This window comes from Cohnella sp. 56 (assembly GCF_037963805.1).
Lineage (GTDB): Bacteria > Bacillota > Bacilli > Paenibacillales > Paenibacillaceae > Cohnella.
Map to the genome: position 1 here is coordinate 1 of NZ_JAZDQE010000023.1, position 19,255 is coordinate 19,255.

The 19,255-nt window shown below is 60.0% G+C and carries 10 protein-coding genes, 6 tRNA genes and 1 rRNA gene; 15 read left to right on the plus strand and 2 right to left on the minus strand.

Annotated features, from left to right (window positions below):
- From VQ071_RS26635 to VQ071_RS26660, 6 genes are all read left to right on the plus strand, one after another.
- Nucleotides 1-83, plus strand: a 23S ribosomal RNA gene (locus VQ071_RS26635); the annotation flags it as partial.
- Between the two features lie 112 nt (nucleotides 84-195).
- Nucleotides 196-271, plus strand: a tRNA-Thr gene (locus VQ071_RS26640).
- Nucleotides 272-278: 7 nt separating this feature from the next.
- A tRNA-Glu gene (locus VQ071_RS26645) sits at nucleotides 279-353 on the plus strand.
- 7 nt (nucleotides 354-360) lie between these two features.
- Nucleotides 361-436 (plus strand) — tRNA-Val (locus tag VQ071_RS26650).
- 17 nt (nucleotides 437-453) lie between these two features.
- Nucleotides 454-528: transfer RNA gene (locus tag VQ071_RS26655), tRNA-Gln, on the plus strand.
- A gap of 37 nt (nucleotides 529-565) precedes the next feature.
- Nucleotides 566-648 (plus strand) — tRNA-Leu (locus tag VQ071_RS26660).
- A gap of 821 nt (nucleotides 649-1,469) precedes the next feature.
- Here the strand turns inward: VQ071_RS26660 and VQ071_RS26665 are convergent.
- On the minus strand, nucleotides 1,470-2,255 hold the full coding sequence (locus tag VQ071_RS26665; RefSeq protein ID WP_340517566.1) for a hypothetical protein: 786 nt from the start codon (nucleotides 2,253-2,255) through the stop codon (nucleotides 1,470-1,472).
- Nucleotides 2,256-3,113: 858 nt separating this feature from the next.
- Between VQ071_RS26665 and VQ071_RS26670 the strand changes: the two genes are divergently transcribed.
- Both VQ071_RS26670 and VQ071_RS26675 read left to right on the plus strand, forming a co-directional pair.
- A tRNA-Leu gene (locus tag VQ071_RS26670) sits at nucleotides 3,114-3,303 on the plus strand.
- A 96-nt stretch (nucleotides 3,304-3,399) separates the two neighbouring features.
- Nucleotides 3,400-3,666 carry a YolD-like family protein gene (locus VQ071_RS26675; RefSeq protein WP_340517659.1) on the plus strand — a complete coding sequence of 89 codons (267 nt, stop codon included), beginning with the start codon at nucleotides 3,400-3,402 and terminating at the stop codon, nucleotides 3,664-3,666.
- 76 nt (nucleotides 3,667-3,742) lie between these two features.
- Here VQ071_RS26675 and VQ071_RS26680 read toward each other — a convergent pair whose 3' ends face one another.
- Nucleotides 3,743-4,390, minus strand: a complete 648-nt coding sequence (locus VQ071_RS26680) for a carbohydrate-binding family 9-like protein (RefSeq protein ID WP_340517569.1) — start codon at nucleotides 4,388-4,390, stop codon at nucleotides 3,743-3,745.
- 181 nt (nucleotides 4,391-4,571) lie between these two features.
- Here VQ071_RS26680 and VQ071_RS26685 point away from each other — a divergent pair, with 181 nt between their 5' ends.
- From VQ071_RS26685 to VQ071_RS26715, 7 genes are all read left to right on the plus strand, one after another.
- Nucleotides 4,572-6,338, plus strand: a complete 1,767-nt coding sequence (locus tag VQ071_RS26685; RefSeq protein WP_340517571.1) for an ABC transporter ATP-binding protein — start codon at nucleotides 4,572-4,574, stop codon at nucleotides 6,336-6,338.
- Nucleotides 6,335-8,170 carry an ABC transporter ATP-binding protein gene (locus VQ071_RS26690; protein WP_340517573.1) on the plus strand — a complete coding sequence of 612 codons (1,836 nt, stop codon included), beginning with the start codon at nucleotides 6,335-6,337 and terminating at the stop codon, nucleotides 8,168-8,170. Before VQ071_RS26685 ends, VQ071_RS26690 begins: the two co-directional genes overlap by 4 nt.
- A 158-nt stretch (nucleotides 8,171-8,328) precedes the next feature.
- Nucleotides 8,329-10,188, plus strand: coding sequence for a DNA repair helicase XPB (locus VQ071_RS26695; RefSeq protein ID WP_340517575.1), 1,860 nt, complete (start codon nucleotides 8,329-8,331; stop codon nucleotides 10,186-10,188).
- A 20-nt stretch (nucleotides 10,189-10,208) separates the two neighbouring features.
- On the plus strand, nucleotides 10,209-12,041 hold the full coding sequence (locus tag VQ071_RS26700) for a helicase-associated domain-containing protein (protein WP_340517577.1): 1,833 nt from the start codon (nucleotides 10,209-10,211) through the stop codon (nucleotides 12,039-12,041).
- Nucleotides 12,042-12,062: 21 nt separating this feature from the next.
- Nucleotides 12,063-12,833: a class I SAM-dependent methyltransferase gene (locus VQ071_RS26705; protein WP_340517579.1), complete on the plus strand. Its 771-nt coding sequence runs from the start codon at nucleotides 12,063-12,065 to the stop codon at nucleotides 12,831-12,833.
- A 1,461-nt stretch (nucleotides 12,834-14,294) separates the two neighbouring features.
- Nucleotides 14,295-17,642 carry a glycoside hydrolase family 44 protein gene (locus VQ071_RS26710; protein WP_340517582.1) on the plus strand — a complete coding sequence of 1,116 codons (3,348 nt, stop codon included), beginning with the start codon at nucleotides 14,295-14,297 and terminating at the stop codon, nucleotides 17,640-17,642.
- Between the two features lie 27 nt (nucleotides 17,643-17,669).
- The gene (locus VQ071_RS26715; protein ID WP_340517584.1) at nucleotides 17,670-19,085 is read left to right on the plus strand and encodes an S-layer homology domain-containing protein; all 1,416 of its coding nucleotides are present in this window, start codon (nucleotides 17,670-17,672) and stop codon (nucleotides 19,083-19,085) included.
- Nucleotides 19,086-19,255 lie beyond the last annotated feature (170 nt).

A 19,255-nucleotide genomic window follows, 5' to 3' on the forward strand; every position in this document is an offset into this window, starting at 1 on the left:
AGAACACGAGGTTGATAGGCTCGGGGTGTAAGCACAGCAATGTGTGTAGCTGACGAGTACTAATCGGTCGAGGGCTTATCCTAACTTGTCCGTTCAATTGACGGACAGACGGCAAGCCGCACAGGCATGAGAATTTCTAAAGCGCAAATTCGTTTCGCATCCGGTTTTCAGGGCGCAAGCTCTGTAAAGCCATAAGCTCTCATAGCTCAGTAGGTAGAGTGCATCCATGGTAAGGATGAGGTCACCGGTTCGATCCCGGTTGAGAGCTCCAGCTTTGCGGCCCGTTGGTCAAGCGGTTAAGACACCTCCCTTTCACGGAGGTAACGGGGGTTCGATTCCCCCACGGGTCACCATACATATGGAGGCTTAGCTCAGCCGGGAGAGCATCTGCCTTACAAGCAGAGGGTCGGGGGTTCGATCCCCTCAGCCTCCACCATCCTTTATCTTATCCGTTGGGGATTAGCCAAGCGGTAAGGCAACGGACTTTGACTCCGTCATTCCTAGGTTCGATCCCTAGATCCCCAGCCATTTGGTTTTTCTACAGCCGAATAATCACTGGCCATATGCGCGTATGGCGGAATTGGCAGACGCACCAGACTTAGGATCTGGCGGGCAACCGTGGGGGTTCAAGTCCCTCTACGCGCACCAACTTAATAAAATGTTCCGAAACCCCTTAATCTATAAGGGTTTTTTTGTCTTTTTGGATAGTTGAAAATGTTAACATGGGGGGATTGTTTGTTCCTGTCTTTGGGTCGTGGGAGCGAACTTCAACCGCGCATTCCAAGCCGATGGCCAAAGGCGCAGTCCACAGGCGATCATTCGCTTTCGCCGTCCCGGTAACCGTCCCGCTGCCCAAGCACCGCTTCAGCAAGAAAGATAAAGAGCTCGTAGACTGTAAACTTTCTTGCTGTATCGACATAGCTTACTTGCTGCAACTAAGGTTGGATCTCCTCGTTAGGAACAAGGGATTGAAGAATGGGGACTAACCTTTAACGATGATTCATGAGACCGTCTCACCTTCCGTAGGGTTTGTAGGGGTACAAACACTTTACAGAAATGAGCGGTCTTTTGGCTACTATTTTTTTTGATAATCAACAGACGCGAAATAACCCAATAATTTTTATACTATTCGGTCAAATTTAGAATTGTTCGCTTTACTCGAGTTCTCTTTTGCGGATAAAAAACTAAACAAATAGACAATAAGAATGGCTACTGAGATTGTATAATTTATGTATATTAAGTTCCAAACTAGAGGCGGGTACACATCATGGGCAGTATCATTTAAAGCTCCTAGGTTCTTTAATCTCCAGTTCCAGATTATTATCGAGCTAGAATAAGATAATAAGGTATACAAGTTTGAAAAAGAGAAAAAAAGTAAAAAGTATTTAAGAAGAATATGTTTCATAGATGTAGTCCCCTATTTTATAGAATTAAAAAGAAGGGAAGAATGCTTCCCTTCTTCTTGCAACTTAAGCGGCAGTGGGGGTGCCTAACCGATAACCAATTGCCCCGGGTGTTTCCATAGACCAATTTTGAGGTCCTGCAGCAGAATCATAAACATACCATCCACATACAGTGTAAGAATGGAAAATTGTCTTTACCCAACCTTCTTTATGTGTCCAATTGCTTTGTTCGTAAAGATTAATACGTGAATGGGCGGGGACACTTACGACATTTGAATAAGAATTGGATTGTTGTTCTGTGAAAGAAAGACCAAGAGTTGCAAGTTTACTTAGTGAAACACTTCCCGAGTAGGTAATGGTGTTTGTCGTAGTTGCAGTAAAGTTGAGTCCTTGAGCTGTATTAGTTTGATTTATTTGATACGTTTTTAGAATTTCTTTAAAGTACGGATAAGCATATGTTGTTCCTAGTGCTTCTTCCGTATATGAGTAGATATATGGACAATATAAAGGAGGTACTCCGTCGGTGTCTTGGGTGGTGACACCGCCGCTGACCTTAGCTTCAGAGCAAGCGGCTAAGCCGTTCTTTTGATTTGTTATTCTTTGTTGCGTAGCATTATCAATCATTGCTTTTCCGTCTGGTGTATTGCTAAGTTCTATTTCCTTTTGATTAATACTTTTAATGATATCATTTATTTCCTCAGGTGAGTAGTTAGAACTTAAATGAATTGGCGTTCCTGAAATCGAGACATACTCATGTTGTGTAGAGGAAAAAGTTGTTGCAGATGCCAAGCCTGGAAGTGCAAAAGATACTAAAGTTAATACACTCACAACTGATTTTATCAGTCTATTCAATTACTTAACCCCCAATTAAGGTGAATTTATATGAAAGCTGGCCAGCTGTTCATAACAATCATATTTTACGACATTTACCATTTAGATAATTAATATACCAATTTAGATGATAATTGTATATAGCTAAATATGTTGGTTACTGACGAATGATGTCGTTCAAATATTTTATTTTTTATGATTAAGCAAGGGATAAGATACAGATTTGATAAGGAGCATTTTTTCTCAATGTGATTATCGTGAACAAATGGTTTTTTGAGGCGATCATAGCTTAGACAAAAGAGAATGTGGTATGGGCGATTAAGGCATTAATAGACAAGTTGTGATATCCACTACAGTCAGGAGATTGCAGGTGTATCCTTCATCTCGCTGAGCATGGCATATGGTCGCTTGGAGCGGTTGCGGAAACGAGAAATTGTAAGCGAATTTCCAAACCAATCGCGCAACATACAACTCGTTATTGAGGTGATAGTAATGAATCTAAATAAGCACATTGGCCGAGCGGTAGAAATGATATACAAGAACCGCAATTGCAAAAAGACACAATGTCGAGTTGACAATATGATTGCTTCAGGGAGACTTATTGACCACGGCAGCGAGGCGCCGTGGTCGATAACGCATGATAAGAGCTCGAAGAAATCAGTGAACGCTTAGTTGAGGTGAAGGAAGAAGTGAATGAAGTCATACTGGGACGCGGAGCCGGGCGCGGCCTGATGGGGGAGATGGATGCGCGCACGAAGCTGGTTCATGTGCAGAAATACGGCGAGCTGATGAAGGTTCCTTTCTTGGACATCGTAAGGATCGATAGCGTATCAAATAAAGCGGGCTCCGGGATATTCCGGGGTTCTTTGTTTTGCGGGAGTGCGTGGAAGCGAGGCGGGAGAAAACGCCATCTTTCAGCATATAAAACTATGTAATAGTAGTTCGATGAAAAAGAAAAAGCCCGTTTTGACGGGCTTATAGAAAAAATATATACTATTATATATAAGGACTTCCCAGACTTAGGATCTGGCGGGCAACAGTGGGGGTTCAAGTCCCTCTACGCGCACCAACTTTATAAATTCGCCGAAGCCCCTTAATCAATAAGGGTTTTTTTGTTTTATTTCGTTTTTACAAGACATAGCTTCAATGAAGGAGTGCACGCGTGATGCCGGAAGTAAAAAAGCCCGGAAAAAAGTATAAAGTAAAAAGGCCGACGAGAGATGAGTTCGAATTGGAAGAGCTCGGCGAACGGTTGGTCGAGGCGAAGCAGGAAGAAACCGAGGTAGTGCTCACGGTATGGGATGCGGAGCCGGTTCGCGGCCGGATCGTGGTGCTGGACGCGAGGACGAGGCTGGTTCATGTGCAGGGATATGACAGCCTCGTCAAAATCCCTTTCCTGGACATCATGCGTATTGATAATCCGGTGGATTAAGGGACCGGGCGTCAACTGACAAGACCCTTCGACTGTGAATTGGTCGAAGGGTTTTGTGTTCTCGGAGAAGTCGAAGTCAGCGTTCAAAAACGAGGGTGCCGAAGTATTCGCGCAGATGGAAGTTCGGTACGTCTTCGGGGATGTCGTTCCAAGCTGCATAGTGCGGATGGGGCGTCAGATCGCCGCATTTGTAGAAATTGCCCTTCATTGTCATAGGGGCTCCGGGGGCAAATCCGGGGAACCATTCGGCGAGCGCCGCAAACGGGATTCGGCATTCAAGCTGCCAGCAGACTTGTCCCTGGGCGTCGACGAGCCCGCGCTCCGCCCGCGCCTCGTACAGGGCGGGCCGGAGCCCGGGCGCGGGATCTCGGTCGTGCCGGTCAGAGCCGATGCCGGCCAGCATCGCGCCCGCCGAGTTGAACTCGAAGTTCACATAGCGGGTATCCTGCTCCGGCATAGGCTGCAGGAAAAACTCAACGCAGCTGTCCCTATATACAGGCGGGTTCAAGCCTTCACTGTGCACCGCGACCGGATCGGCCTCGTAAACGCGGAACCGGGCATGGATCGCCTCGTCCGTGAAGTATACGCGGACCTCCGTCTCAGGACGGTAAGGCGCCTCGTCGTGCTCCCATAAATAATGGGCGAGACGAATCGGAGCGACCTTCGCCCACGCTTCCCCGCGCAGTTCCTTCGTGCTGTATGTGACGTTATAACTGTTGCCCATCGCCTCAGCGCCTCGCTTTCCTTTTTCGACCGCAACCTAACTCTTCCAAGTGTACCTTGGTCCACCCTGCCGTTCAATGTCGAATCGTGCGAGATTCTTCCAGCCTATCGCCTAAAATGACCGTCAGCCTGTATAATAGACGGCATGGTATAATCAGGGACCGACATACTAGAGGTGACAAATGAATCCAGAAGACAGCAATAAGAAGTCGGAGCGCGGTTACCGTACGATGATTAGAAGATACTTGCTGCCCGAATGGCGGGCGCTCAGCTGGCTCGGCGCGCTGCTGTTCTCGTCGATCGCGCTGCAACTCGTCAATCCGCAGATCATCCGCTATTTTATCGATACGGCGCAAGGGGAAGGCAGCTTGACTCCTCTTTATTATGCCGGAGCGCTCTTTATCGGTTTTTCTCTGCTGCAGCAGGGGGTGTCCGTGGTGGCGGCTTACTTCAGCGAGAATCTGGGCTGGAAGACGACCAACAAACTGCGCGTCGATCTGGCTGCGCATTGTCTGTCGCTGGACATGTCGTTCCACAAGAAGCATACGTCCGGCTCGCTGATCGAGCGGGTGGACGGTGATGTGAACGCGCTGGCGCAGTTTTTCTCAAGCTTCATGATCAATCTCGCGGGCAATGGGCTGCTGACGCTCGGCATTCTGGTGCTGCTGTTCCGGGAAAATATATGGGTCGGCGTGGCGATGAGCGTATTCGTCGCGGGCAGCTTCTGGGCGATCAAGCGAATCCGGCAGTTTGCCGTGCCCGTGTGGACACGCTGGCGGCAGATCAATGCCGAATATTACGGCTTCATCGGCGAGCAGCTCGAAGGCACCGAGGATACGCGGGCCAACGGCGCCGTCGGCTACGCCATGAACCGCTTCTATGATTTGACCCGGCGCATGCTCCCGCTGCGCGTGCGGGCTTTTATGGGCTACTTCCTCATGTGGAGCACGACGATACTGGTGTTCGCGCTCGGCAATGCCGCGGCCTTCATCGTATGCGCAATTCTGTGGAAGCGCGGCGAGCTGACGATCGGCTCCGCCTATCTCGTGTTCTACTATACCGAGCTGCTCGCCAAGCCGATCGAGAAAATCCGCACGCAGCTCGAGGATCTGCAGAAGGCGGATGCCAGCCTCGTGCGCATCGGAGAGCTGCTCGCGACGAAGTCGGCCATCGCCGACGGGCCGGGCGCCGAGCTGCCTGCGGGACCGGCGGAAGTCGAGCTGCACGAGGTGACCTTCGCGTATGAGGATGAGGAGCCGCCGACGCTGCGCGGGGTGACGCTCAGGCTCGAGCGAGGCCGCACGCTAGGGCTGCTCGGCCGCACGGGCAGCGGCAAGACGACGTTCGCGCGGCTGCTGCTCCGCTTCTATGATCCACAGCAGGGTGAGATCACGTTGACGGGGATCGATCTGCGGCGCTTCAAGCTCGGCGAGCTGCGCGCCCATGTCGCGATGGTCACGCAAAATATCGAGATTCTGGCAGGCACCGTGCGCGACAATCTGACGCTGTTCGACGAGCGCATACCGGACGCCCGGATAATGGACGTACTCGCCGAGCTCGGCCTTGAGGGCTGGTTCGCGGGACTGCCCGACGGGCTGGATACGAGTCTGTCAGCCGGCGGCGCGGGATTGTCCGCTGGAGAAGGACAGCTCCTCGCCTTCGCCCGCGTCTTCCTGACGAATCCGCGGCTCGTCATCCTGGACGAAGCGTCCTCCAGGCTGGATCCGCTCACCGAGAGCCGGATCGAGGCGGCGATCGACCGTCTGCTGCATAACCGGACCTGCATCATCATCGCCCACCGGCTGGCGACGATTCAGCGGGCGGACGATATCGCCATCCTCGAGCAGGGACAGATCGTGGAGCATGGCAGACGCGAGGCGCTGGCAGGCGACCCGGCTTCCCGCTTCAGCCGCATGCTGGCCGTCGGCCTGGAGGAGGTGCTCGTATGAAGACAAGCGTTTTTTTCTGGCGCATGCTGGCTTATCGTCCGGGACTTTACGTGCTTAATCTGCTCGCGTGGACGCTCATCCATATGGCGCCGCTGGTGCCGGGTCTGCTCACGAAGGCATTCTTCGATCATCTGGAGGGGACGCATACGTTCCCGCACGGGGCGGTCGCGATTGCGGCGCTGCTCGTCGCGGCTGCGCTCGGGCGGATCGCGCTTATCTACTGCGGCTTCCTGACGGACGTGGCGTTCAGGTTCCGTCTCAGCTCGCTGCTGCGGCGCAATCTGCTGGCACATGTGCTGCGGGCGCCCGGCGCCAGGGCGCTGCCCGGATCGCCGGGCGAGGCGATCAGCAACTTCAGGGATGACGTGGAGCAGGCGGAGGAGGCGACGAGCTGGTCGGTGGACACGCTCGGACTCGTCGGCTTCGTGGTTGCGGCGAGCTGGATTCTGCTGGCGATCGATGCGCAGCTGACGGTGCTCGTGTTCGTGCCGCTCATCCTCGTCGTCACGGCGGCCCAGATCGCTACGGCCCGCATCCGCAAGTACCGCGCGGCAAGCCGCGAGGCGACGGCCCAGGTGACGGGGGCGATCAGCGAGATGTTCGGCAGCGTGCTCGCCATCCAGGTGGCGGGTGCGGAGCAGCGGGTCGTCGGACGGTTCGCGAAGCTGGGCGAGAGCAGGCGGCAGTCGATGATCAAGGACAAGCTGCTGACCGAGACGCTCTCCTCGGTATTCAACAACTCCGTCAACCTGGGCACGGGCATCATTCTGCTGCTGGCCGGCATCAAGATGCGCGACGGCAGCTTCACGATCGGCGATTTCTCCCTGTTCGTCTATTACCTGACGTTCGTGACGCAGCTCATCTCCAACGTGGGCAACTTCATGACCTACTACAAGCAGATGGCCGTCAGCTTCGGCCGGCTCAAGGATATGCTGCGCGGCGCGTCGCCGGCGCTGCTCGTGCAGAAGGCTTATATCGGGCTCGGGAAAAAGGGAACGCGCAAGACGGCGGTCGCAGAGGAGGAACGAAGCGGCGGGCGGGAACCGGAGATCGATGACGGATCGCTCAAGCTCCCAGTGCGGGCCGCACCGCTTCGCGAGCTCGCCGCGACGGGTCTCACCTATCGCTATCCGGAGACGGGCCGGGGCATCGACAATATCGACCTGACGCTGCCCGGCGGTTCCTTCACCGTCGTCACGGGGATGGTCGGCTCCGGCAAGACGACCCTGCTGCGCGCGCTGCTCGGCCTGCTGCCGGCGAAGCGCGGCACGATCCGGTGGAACGGCGAGCCGGTCGCGGCGCCCGCCGACTTTTTCGTGCCGCCGCAGAGCGCGTACACCGCGCAGATCCCGCGGCTGTACAGCGCCTCGCTGCGGGACAACATCCTGCTCGGCGCGGCAGCCTCTCCTGCGGAGCTGGCCCGCGCGATCCATGCCGCGGTGCTCGAGGAGGATATTGCCGGCCTGCGGGAAGGCCTCGAGACGATGGTCGGGCCGCGCGGCGTGAAGCTGTCGGGCGGGCAGGCGCAGCGTACGGCTGCGGCCCGCATGCTCGCGCGGGATGCGCAGCTGTACGTGTTCGACGATCTGTCGTCCGCGCTCGACGTGGAGACCGAGCGGCGGCTGTGGGAGCGGCTGTTCGCGGCGAAGGGCGGGGCGACCTGTCTCGTCGTCTCGCACCGCAAGGCGGCGCTGGCTCGCGCGGATCGGATCGTGCTGCTGCAGGACGGCCGGATCGAAGCGCAGGGTACGGCGGCGGAGCTGCTGGCGACGAGCGCGAGCTTCCGGCGGCTGTGGCACGGGGAGGAGCAGGAGGCGGAGCGCGCGCTGTGACTGTGACAGGCAAGCTCGGCGCGGTTCGGCTTTGAAGCGGGTTGCTCATGCGCTCAGGCGCTCATGGGGCGGCCCGCTTTTTTTGCGAGATTCGACCTTATGCTATACTGATAGACACAGGTTTTGCACATTTTATGAGAGAACGGGATTGTTGCCCAATGGCCTATCGACCTGAGAATCCGTTGATGATTCAGTCCGACATGTCCGTGCTGCTGGAGGTCAATCATCCGGACTATGCCGTCGTCCGCGATGCGCTCAGCGCCTTCGCGGAGCTGGAGAAGAGCCCCGACCATATCCATACGTATCGCATCACGCCGCTCTCGCTGTGGAATGCCGCCTCCGCCGGCATGGAGCTGGAGCGGATCATGGCAGTCATCGAGCGGTACAGCAAGTTCGATACGGCGCCCAACGTGCTGCGCGAGATCGAGGACGTCTATCGCAAGTTCGAACTGCTGCAACTGGAGCGGGAGGGAGACGAACTGCTGCTGAGCAGCAGCGATCCCAGCTTGCTGCAGGAGCTGCTCCGCTATTCGTCGCTGCAATCGCTGCTGCTCGGCCGCGCGGGCACAGGCGCGGTGCGAGTCGCTCCGCAGCAGCGGGGGGCGATGAAGCGGGAGCTGATGAAGCTCGGCTATCCGGTCCGCGACTTGGCCGGCTATACGGCGGGGACGCCGCTGGCGCTGGACTTCCGGCAGACGACGCTCGGCGGCCGTGCGTTCGTGCTGCGCGACTACCAGCGGCAGGCGGCGGACAGCTTCTACGCGGAGGGCTCGGCGTACGGCGGCAGCGGCGTGCTGGCATTGCCCTGCGGGGCGGGCAAGACGGTCATCGGTATGGCTGCGGCGATCAGCGTGCAGGCGGAGGTGCTCGTGCTGACATCGAGCGTGACGGCCGCGCGGCAGTGGATCGGGGAATTTCTGGACAAGACGACACTCGCGCCCGAACAGATCGGCGAATATTCCGGGGACGCGAAGGTGATTCGTCCGGTCACGGTCGCCACCTATCAGATCGTCAGCCACCGCAAGGACAGAGAAGACGAGTTCGCCCACCTGGCGCTGTTCGGCGAGCGCGACTGGGGCCTGATTATTTATGACGAGGTGCATCTGCTGCCCGCTCCCGTATTCAGGATCACGGCGGACATTCAGGCCCGGCGCAGGCTCGGGTTGACGGCGACGCTCGTCCGCGAGGACGGGCTGGAGGCGGATGTGTTCGCGCTGATCGGGCCTAAGAAGTACGATGTGCCCTGGAAGGAGTTGGAGCGTGCCGGCTGGATCGCGACCGCGCTCTGCACGGAGGTGCGCGTCCGGCTGAGCGGTGCGGAGCGGATGACGTACGCCGAGGCCGATGCGCGCGCCCAGGCGCGTATCGCCTCCGAAGCGTCCGCCAAGCTGACGGTCGCTCTGGAGCTGGTCCGGGCGCATCCCGGCGAAGGAGTGCTCGTCATCGGGCAGTATCTGGACCAGCTCGAACGGGTCGCAGCCGCGCTTCAGGCGCCGATCATCACCGGCAAGACGCCTACCCGCGAGCGGGATGCGCTCTATGCCAGCTTCCGCGAGGGACAGGTGCGCGTGCTCGTCGTATCCAAGGTCGCCAACTTTGCCATCGATCTGCCCGACGCGAGCGTGGCGATCCAGCTATCCGGGCAGTTCGGCTCGCGGCAGGAGGAGGCGCAGCGGCTCGGCCGGATATTGCGGCCCAAGGCGGACGGCGTGCAGGCGCGATTCTACTCGCTCGTGACCCGGGATACGAAGGATCAGCAGTTTGCCCTGAATCGTCAGCGTTTCCTGACCGAGCAGGGCTATCAGTATACGATTGTGGACGCCGACGAGATCGTGCCTGGCGTGAGCGAGACGGAGCCGCTGCTGCCGCAATCCCAGGGAGCCGGGGAGCGTGCGCACGGACAGAACGCTCCGTCCAGATCAGACCGCAAGACTGCGCCATCTGCCGCAACGGCCGGCAAGGTGCTCGACATGGAAGCATTCAGAAGCGGGCGGACCGGGAGGAGTGACTTAAGATAAACATCGCATTTTTACTGTCGATGCTGGACAAGAAGCAGACGGAGAAGCTGGCTCGCCATTGGCAGATCGCCATGCGCGCCTCGACCCCCGTAGAAGAAATGAGAGAGAAGCTCGTAAAGGCTTATTTCACCGAAGAGCGGATATTGGAGCAATTAAGGAAGCTCGATGCGCCGGAGCGTCAGAGTCTGGACATGCTGGCGGCCGTTGCGGAGATGAATGGGGGGCGGCCATCGCGGACGGTCGATGCGGCCCGCTCGATCGATCGGCTCACGGGCGGCAGCGGCAACGGATCCAAAGTGATCGAGACGCTGAAAAAGAGCGGGTTTGTGTTCACGGTTAAGGAGTATTGGCATGAGTTCGCGGTCGTGCCGCTTGAACTGGTGCTGCTGCTGTACAGAGAACTCACCGAGTCCAGCGCCGAGCGGATCTTGAAGAACGGCGCCGTCGAAGGAGAGGTGCGGATTGAAGAGCAATGCGGGCTCGCGCTTGCCCACGATCTGCTGACCTTGCTGTCTGCGATCGGCCACGAACGGGTCGAAGTATCGCAGAAGGGGCTAATTTACAAGCGGGCGATGAATCGTATATTGCCGAAGCTGAGGTCATCCGACGACTATTTTCCCGATATCGGGATAGACGAGGCCCGGCCGGCTGTTTTTGTTTTTTTAGAGAGCTTCATTCATCGGTACAACATGGCAAATTTTCGGGAAGTGGCTTGTCTGAACCCTGCAGGCATAGAGCCGTTCCTGAATACGCCCTATTCGGAATGGCAGCGGCTGTTTATCTATCATTATGAGAGCGTTCTCCCCCCGGCGGGGCGGCTGCCGATGTTGCTGGTGCGCAGCATCGTGTACCGCTTCGGACTGGACGACTGGATATCCGCCGATGCTGTGCGGGACGAGCTGGCTCGCCTGATGGAACCGTGGGAGGCGCGGCTCGACGACGAAATGCTGGATGAGGCGTTCTACATGCCGCATATCGCCGTCGGCTTAATTGAGTGCGGACGAGATGCAAGCGATCGTCCGGTGTGGAGATGGACGGATTGGGGCCGGGAGTTTGTATGGCGCGGTTTGCTCGGCCAGTCGCTGGAAGAGAGCAGGCTGGAGCATATGCTGGCCGATCGCTTCTACGTGCAGCCGAATCTGGAGATCGTCATGCCGGAGACGGCGCTGCCCGCGATCCGCTGGCGGGTCGAGGCGATCGCCGAGCTGGTTCGTTCGGATAGCGCACTGACTTACAAGCTGACCCGGGAGCGCGCCATTCAGGCGCTGGAGGGCGGCTGGACGATAGACGAGATCGAGGCGTTCCTGACGGAGTTCAGCCAGACGCCGGTCGCGCCGAGCGTGCTGCGGACGCTGCGCGACTGGACGGCGAGCTACGGCAGCGCCGTGCTGTGGGATGCGATGGTGCTGCAGGTCGCCGATCCGGCAGCGGCCCAGTTGATCGCCAGAGACAAGAAGCTGGCCGCATTGATCGTGCATACTTTTTCCCCGGATACATTCGTCATCCGCAGACACGACGAGCAGGAAGTGCGCAAGCTGGTCGCCAAGCTCGGCTATAACATTCCCGTCCGTCACAAAAATCCGGACAGGGCGGGCTTGTCCGGCGGCAAGCGCGTGCAGCGGCAGCGGCAGGGCGACGATGGGACGAAGCAGATCGAGATTGCCAATCTGGAAGCTTTTGCGCCGCGTCAGACCGCGGGCGGGCTGGTTGTCGGGGAGATGGCTTACAGCAGTCTGCAAAGGGAAGCGCCGAATTTTTACGATGACGCCTACGAGGATGAGGACGAGGACGAAGGCGAAGATGACTTCGATGGATTTGCAGAGTTCGAGTTCGCGCTTCCTGATGACGACTGAGACGACGAGGAGGATATTGAGATGACCGGACCGGAGCAGGCGAACAAGGAGCGGTTCACCGATCGCGTGGACACGTACGTGAAGTACAGGCCGAGCTATCCTGCGGCGGCGATCGACTATTTGTACGGCGAAGCCGGGCTGGAGGCGGCGGGCGAGGTCGCGGATATCGGCGCGGGCACCGGCATATTCTCGCGGCTGCTGCTGGAGCGGGGGACGTCCGTCACGGCGGTCGAGCCGAACCGGGCGATGCGCGAGGCGGCGGAGCGGGCGCTCGGCGGCTACCCGGGCTTCCGCGCGATGGACGGCGCGGCGGAGGAGACGGGGCTTGCGGACGCGTCGCTCGATTTTATCGTGTGCGCGCAGGCGTTTCACTGGTTCGACCAGCCTGCGGCGAAGCGGGAATGGCACCGGCTGCTGCGGCCGGGCGGCAGGGCGGCGCTGGTGTGGAACACGCGGCTGCGGAGCGGGACGCCGTTCCTGGAGGCGTACGAGCGGCTGCTGCTGGACCTCGGGACGGACTATGCGCGCGTCAACCATACGAATATTACGCAGGAGCAGTTGGCGGCCTTCTTCGCGTCCGGCACCAAGCGCGAGGCGCGGTTCCCGAACCGCCAGCTATTCGACTTCGACGGTCTGAGCGGGAGGCTGCGGTCGTCCTCCTATACGCCGGTGCCGGGGCATCCGAACTACGAGCCGATGCTGGCCGAGCTGCGCGCGATCTTCGACCGCTACCAGCAGGACGGCCAGGTCTCGTTCGACTACGAGACGGAGATTTACTGGGGCGAGGTGTAAGGGGCGTAGGGGAACGGCGAGCCGGCAGGCTGGCTGGTTGGGCTGCCGGGGGCGAAGGTGCACATATATGGTGCATGAAGCGGGACAGCGTCGGGGCGGCCGGGCTGTCGGGAGCGAAGGTGCACATATATGGTGCATGAAGCGGGATGGCGTCGGGGCGGCGAAGTTGTCTGGGGCGAAGGTGCACATATATGGTGCATGAAGCGGGACAGCGTCGGGGCGGCAGGATTGCCGGGAGCGAAGGTGCACATATAATGTGCACGAAGCGGGACAGTGTCGGGGCGGCCGGGTTGTCGGGAGCGAAGGTGCACATATATGGTGCATGAAGCGGGACAGCGTTGGGCTGGTCGGGCTTCCGGGAGCGAAGGTGCACATATATGGTGCATGAAGCGGGATGGCGTCGGGGCGGCGAAGTTGTCTGGGGCGAAGGTGCACATATATGGTGCATGAAGCGGAAGAGCGTCGGGCCGGCAGGGCTGCCAGAGGCGAAGATGCACATATAATGTGCACGAAGCGGGATAGCGGCGAGCCGGACGGGCTGTCGGGAGCGGAGGTGCACATATATGGTGCATGAAGCGGGACAGCGTCGGGGCGGCAGGATTGCCGGGAGCGAAGGTGCACATATATTGTGCACGAAGCGGGGCAGCGTCGGGCTGGCCGGGCTGCCAGGGGCGGAGGTGCACATATAATGTGCATGAAGCGGGGCAGCGACGGATTGGCCGGGCTGCCGAGGGCGAATGTGCACATATATGGTGCATGAAGCGGGACAGCGTCGGGGCGGCAGGGTTGTCGGGAGCGAAGGTGCACATATATGGTGCATGAAGCGGGACAGTGTCGGGGCGGCCGGGTTGTCGGGAGCGAAGGTGCACATATAATGTGCATGAAGCGGGGCAGCGGCGAGCCGGACGGGCTGGCGGGAGCGAAGGTGCACATATAATGTGCATGAAGCGGGACAGCGGCGAGCCGGACGGGCTGCAGGTGCGAAGGTGCACATATAATGTGCATGAAGCGGGACAGCGTCGGGGCGGCAGGGTTGTCGGGAGCGAAGGTGCACATATATGGTGCATGAAGCGGGGCAGCGTCGAGCCGGCGGGGTTGTCGGGAGCGGAGATGCACATATAATGTGCATGAAGCGGGGCAGCGACGGATTGGCCGGGCTGCCGGGAGCGAAGGTGCACATATAATGTGCACGAAGCGGAAGAGCGTCGGGCCGGCCGGGGCTGCCGGGCTGCCGGGCTCGCGGCAGTTGTTAGCGGCGGAGAGCAAGCCATGGCGATGCAAGGAGCAAGTTCCTTGTATCGCCATGGCTTATTTTTTTGCCCGGCGGTCGCGGTCATATGACTTGTCATTTTATGACCGCCGCGGTCATCGTCTTCGTCACCATTTGCGTGCGGACGCCCTTTTGTGGGGCCGGGCTCCTATATAATGGGGGCAGATGACGACAAAAGGAGACATAAACCCATGCGAATGCGACTATATGGGCGGAAAAGAATAACACAGGCGATCGTCTGGCTGCTGCTGCTCGCGGCGGTGCTGCCGGCGCTGCCGCCGACACAGGCGAAGGCGGAGGAGCTGGATGCGCGCAGCGTATACGAGGACCGGCTGGGGGAGGGCTTCACAGATTATAGCTGGGCCGCGCGCTCGCTGACGCAGTCCGGCACCGTACATAGCGGACAGCGCGCGATCTCGTTCGAACCGAGTCAGGACGGCGCGCTTTATTTGTACAGCTCGGAGCCGTTTCTCGTTTCTTCTTATAATACGCTGGAGTTCTATATTAACGGCGGCGCCGCGGGCGGGCAGAAGCTGAACCTGATCCTGCAGGCGGGCGGCGTGCAGGTCGCGAAGCTGGATCTGGCCGACTACTTGCCGGCCGGACGGCTCACGGCGGGCGAATGGCAGAAGGTGCAGCTCGATCTGACGACGCTGAAAATGCCGAACGGTCTCTACGACGGCATCATGCTGCGCGATCAGAGCCACGGCAAGCAGGGGACCGTGTATGTCGACGACGTTCGGCTCGTGCGCGAGCGCTATCCGGTGTCGAACAAGCCGCCGCAGCCGGTCGAGGAGCAGATCGACGTCTACGATGACGCGATGAATGCGGGCTTCCAATACTTCGGCTCGGCTGCAAGTTCGCTCAAGGAGACGGCTTCGGTGCACCAGGGCGTCTACTCGATCGGCTTCACGCCGGGCGGGGACGATGGGGTCTATCTGTACAAGGACCGGATCGTCAGCACGGAGGAGTACAAGACGCTGTCGTTCTGGATTGACGGCGGCGCGGCTGGCGGTCAGCAGCTCGATCTGACGGTCCAGGCCGGTGGAGAGCCGGTGGCGACGGTGCCGGTGGAGTCGCTGCTCGCGATGGGACAGATCGGCGCGGGCGAATGGCGGCAGGCGACTTTGTCGCTCGAAGGGCTGGACCTGCCGGACGGCCTGTTCGACGGTCTGCTGTTCACGGGTAGGGGCGAGACTGCGCAGCCGCGCGTGTACATCGACGATATCGTGATCGTGCGTGAGACGTACGAGCAGCCGAAGATTGAATCGATCGGATTTCCGTCGCAGTCTCTCGTGCTGCCCGCGGGCGGCGACGAAGCGCCGCTGCTAAAAGCTTTTTTCGACAATGGCTATGTTGAATCGAAGGAAGCGGGCGTCCAGTGGACGAGCGGCAACCCGGGTGTGGCGGATGTGGCGGAGGGGCGGATCAGGGCGATGCAGCCGGGCAGCTCGGTGCTCACGGCGACCTATGGCGCGTTCAGCGCGTCGCTGAATGTGCAGGTCGTGCAGACGGAGGCGGAGCCGGTATATGGGGACAATCTGGCCGAAGGCTACGACAACTGGAGCTGGGGCACGGTCAATCTGAACAGCGAGACGACGGTCCACGGCGGCCAGCGGGCGATTCGCTTCGTCCCGCGCTGGTGGCAGGGCGTCTATATCGATCATGACGAGGGGTATCAGGCGTCGGACTATTATGGCTTTGAGTTTTATATTCACGGGGGCGAGCTGGGCGGGCAGAAGCTGCGCTTCGTCGTGCAGGATATGAACGCGATTCTCGGCTCTGTCGTGCTGGACGAGCTGCTGCCGGACGGCGTGAAGCCGGGTGTGTGGCAAAAGGTGACGGTGCGGCTCGCGGATCTGGGGATTACCGAGGGGTTCTTCGATTCCTTCGTCATTCAGGCGTGGGACTGGAAGGAGCAGGAGGCCGTCTCTATCGACGATATCACGCTGCTCAAGTACAAGGGGCGGGTGAACAATCCGAAGCCGGTGGCGACCGAGGTGAGCGTCAGCATCGATCCGGGGGCGAATCGGCGGGCGATCAATCCCGATATTTATGGCGTTAACTTCGAGGAGATCGAGCCGCAGGGCATGTCGCAAATGAAGGAATATCCGGTCGTGCGCTGGGGCGGCAACTCGACGACGCGCTACAACTGGGAGACGAATGTGCAAAATCATGCTTCGGACTGGTTTTTTATGAATCTGCCGAAGGATACGGCGAAGGGGCAGACGCTGCCGAACGGCTCGCGCACCGACCAACTGATCGACGATACGCTGGCTAACGGGGGCAAGGTGCTGCTCACGGTGCCGACGATCGGCTGGACGCCGAAGGACGACAAGGTGCATGTCGGGTTCTCGGTTAAAAAGTACGGCGCGCAGGAGCAGACCGAGTGCTCTTGGGGCGACTGGTGGTGCAATGCGGACGCGGGCAACGGGATCAAAAAGGACGGCAGCTATGTGACCGGCAACGACCCGCATGATACGTCCAAGGAGATCGGACCGGCGTTCGTCGCCCGCTGGATTCAGCATATCCAGAGCCGCGTCGGGGACAAGGTCAACTACTATGCGCTCGACAATGAGCCGATGCTGTGGCCTTACACGCATCGCGACGTGCATCCGCAGATGACGACGTACGACGAGCTGTGGCAGTATACGAAGGATTACGGGCAGGCGATCAAGGATGTCGATCCCGACGGGCAGATTTTCGGCCCGGTCGTCTGGGGCTGGTGCGCGTACTTCTACTCGGCGGCGGACGGCTGCTCGCCGGGCGCGGACCGGCAGAGCCATGACGGCAAGCCGCTGCTCGAATGGTATATGAAGCAGGTGCAGACGTACAAGGAAGAGACAGGTACGCGGCTGATCGACTATCTGGACATCCACTATTATCCGACCGAGGCGGGCGTAGCGCTGTCCGCGAACGAGACGAACAATATTGCGGCGCGGCGGCTCAAGTCGCTGAAGGCGCTGTACGATCCGACGTTCAAGGACAGCTCGTCGTGGATCGGCGAGGCGGTTAATCTGATCCCGCGCATGAAGACGCTGATCGAGCAGACTGCGCCGGGCACGAAGCTGGCGATCTCCGAGTACAACTTCGGCAACGGCCGCGGCATCAGCAGCGGACTGGCGCAGGCGGAGGCGCTGGCGATCTTCGGACGCGAGGGCGTCGATCTGGCGACGCGCTGGGGGCAGCCGCTGGCGAATACGCCGGTCGAGGACGCGTTCAAGCTGTATTTGAACTATGACGGGCAAGGCAGCCGGATCGCGGGCGACAGTGTGAAGGCGGCGAGCGGCAACGTGGACCTGGTCGGCAGCTATGCGGTGCAGGATGCGGACGGTACGTTGTACACGCTGCTGTTCAACAAGGACACGGCCGCCAAGCAGGCGAACGTGACCGTGGCTGGCGGCGCGGGGGCGACGGGTACGGTGTACCGGTTCGACGCGGCGCAGCGGCTCGCGAAGGTCGGCGAGACGGCGCTCGGTGCGGAGTATTCGCTCGAGCTGCCGGGACGCTCCGCGACGTTGATCGTATCGAAGCCGTGATCGGCGTGGCGAGAGAGAGAGAGGGAGATGGGCATGCGGGGAGAGAGCAAAGGCACGCAGATAGGTGACGGCGGCGCGCAGGGGGCAGGTGTGCGGGGCGGCCGTCGCTATGCCGGGCGGCTCGCGCCGCTGGCGCTCGCGGCCGCGCTGGCGCTGGGCGCGGCCGGCGGCGGGCTGCTGTGGCCGGCCGGGCAGGCGCTGGCGGCTGGCGGCGCGGCGAGCGCGTCCGCGAGCGGGAGTGCGGGCGCTGCTGCGCCGGGACAGGCGGCCGCAGACGGCGGCAGCCAGTTCAGCGACGTGAAGGCGGGCGCCTGGTACGACACGACGATCCGCTGGGCGGTCGCCTCGGGCATCGTGAAGGGGTATGGCGACGGCACCTTCAAGCCCGCGGCCCGTGTATCCGAAGCCGAATTCGTGGCGATGCTGCTGCGCGCGTCCGAGGCCAAGGTCGGCACGCCTGCCGCGGGCGACAAGTGGTACGCGCCCTATTATGTCAAAGCGGCCGAGTACGGCATGCCGGTCGCGCAGGCGGAGCGGGAGCGGACGATCCCGCTCAAGCGGGGGCGCGCCGCGATGCTGATCGCGGCGTATGCGGGCAAGCAGTCGGGCGGCGAGACGGCCGCCATTCAATTTTTGCTGGACAGCGGCATCTCCAAGGGCAAGACGGCTCCGACTGTGAAGGGCTATGCGGCCGGCGATACGCTGACGCGGGCGGAGGCGGTCTCGTTCGTCCGCCAGGTCGTGCTCTACGCCGAGTCGCTCGATCCAGCGCAGAACGGCGGCAGCTCGCAGGGCGGAGCAACCGGCACCGGCACTGGCGGCACGGGTACCGGCACTGGCGGCACGGGTACCGGCACTGGCGGCACGGGTACCGGCACTGGCGATACCAGCTCGGGCACAGGTAATACCGGCGGCAACAGCAATACAGGCGGTAATAGCAATACCGGTGGCAACGGTAATACCGGCGGCAATGGCAACGGAGGCAACAACAACGGAGGCAACAACAACGGAGGCAACGGCAACGGAACCGGCAACAATAACGACGAACGTCCGGCCGATCCGGGAACCGCCGCGGATACGGCCGCCATATTGAAGCAGGAGCTGGCCGCGCAAATCTCCTCGCTCGGTCTGACCCTGGAATCGACGGACAACGGGTACAAGGTGCCGCATCCGGACGGCAAAGGGACCGGAGCGGTGCTGACGCGCACGGACGCGGTGTCGGGGGAGGTGCTGATCGTCGATGCGGCCGATGCCTCACTGGTCGGCGCGGGCTACGCCTTGCTGCGCTCCGCAGGCGTGACCTTGCCCCGCCAGCGCTTCGACGACGCCATCGCCGCGATCGGCGGCGGCAACATCAGCCTGAAGGCCGGCAAGCAGACGCTCGCCTTCGTGCGGGCATTGCCTTCCGGCAGCCTGACGATCCGCTATGCGCTTGAGGCCTGAGCGGCACGATGCAGCTTGATATTGCGGCGCGGACCATCAGCCTTCCAAGCTGGTGGTCCGCGATATCGCAGGCGACGGATTGGAGGACGCAGGGAGGGATGGAGCCCGTCGGAACGACGCTTTAAGCCTACTTATGGCGTGCCGCAACGACAATTTAAAAAAAATCAAAA